Source organism: Bartonella sp. ML69XJBT, assembly GCF_028618515.1.
Lineage (GTDB): Bacteria > Pseudomonadota > Alphaproteobacteria > Rhizobiales > Rhizobiaceae > Bartonella.
This window is the reverse complement of record NZ_JAQITB010000116.1, coordinates 1-1,220: the sequence shown is the minus strand read 5'-3', so window position 1 is coordinate 1,220 and position 1,220 is coordinate 1. Positions and strand designations below refer to the sequence as shown.

2 protein-coding genes are annotated in these 1,220 nt (G+C 43.1%); both read left to right on the top strand.

Annotation, left to right across the window (positions count from 1 at the left end; all coding sequences use genetic code 11):
• A partial coding sequence (locus tag PVV68_RS10405) for a ShlB/FhaC/HecB family hemolysin secretion/activation protein (protein ID WP_273783039.1) occupies positions 1–707 on the top strand: 707 nt, incomplete at its 5' end.
• A 39-nt stretch (positions 708–746) separates the two neighbouring features.
• A partial coding sequence (locus PVV68_RS10400; protein ID WP_273783038.1) for a filamentous hemagglutinin N-terminal domain-containing protein occupies positions 747–1,220 on the top strand: 474 nt, incomplete at its 3' end.

Sequence of the window (1,220 nt, the reverse complement as noted above, 5' to 3'; positions counted from 1 at the left end):
CGCTGACAACGCTCAATGTGGGTCTTTCTTATAAAAGAACCAACAATTACCTTCTTGGCAATAAGATAGAGGTGGGAAGCCGTCAATATAGCGTAGCCAATTTTGGCATTTCGCATTCTCGTCAGATGTTAGGGGGGACTTGGACTTTTGATGCCAGTTATTTGCAAGGACTAAGTTTATTTCATTCTGTAAAAAAACATGCCCCAGGAGCAGGTGATGCGGAGCCTCAATTTGCCAAATTTACTGGTACGATCAGTGTTATGACGCCCTTTAAGGTGGGTGAGTGGAATTTTCTCTTAAGCAATCTTTTGAGTGGGCAATATTCCCCAGATAATTTATTGGGCGCAGAGCAGATTTCGTTGGGGGGATCTTCCAATGTTCGTGGAACACGCGAGAGTTTGATTTTTGGCAATAACGGTTTTTTTATCCGTAATGATTTGTTGTTGCGTACCATTCCGTGGCGCAACAACGGGGTTGTTCAAAAGACTTTGGGAGAGCTACGCCCTTATGTTGGTTTGGATTATGGTCGTGTTTTTGCACAACCTTTGTATGGTTTTACCAATGAACAGCTTGCCGGTTGGACAGCAGGCGTCAAGCTTGCAGGGGGCGTGGTTTCTCTTGATGCGAGTTATTCCAATATTTTCTGGAGTACGGTTAAGCACAAAAAGTCAGGCACATTTTTTATGACATTAACAATGGATCTTTAAACATCTAGTAAAATTGATCGAGCGATGGGGAGTATAAGCATGGGATATAAGAAGAGAGAGCAAAGAGCCACTTTATTAGAGGTTCTCGTTTCCAGTACGATGCTCAAAAAGGTTTTATTTGGGGGAATTGGTTTTTCTTGTTTTTTAGCACCTTCAATGTTGCATGCACAAATTGCTGTTGATCCAGGAGCTAGTAGCGCCCATCGTCCTGATATTGTAGCAGCGCCCAATGGGGTCCCCTCCATTGATATTGTCACGCCAAACAGCAGTGGTTTATCACACAATAAATATTACGATTTTAATATTGGTCATTCTGGTGTTATTTGGAACAATCATGCGAGTGAAGTAGGGCAATCGCAATTGGGTGGCATTATGCCGGGCAATCCGCATTTGCGTGTTACGGGTTCTGCGAAGGTCATTTTAAATGAAGTAACCAGTGGTAATAGAAGTGCCTTAAATGGTCCAGGAGAAGTTTTTGGGCGCCCAGCCGATGTGATTATAGCCAATCCCAAT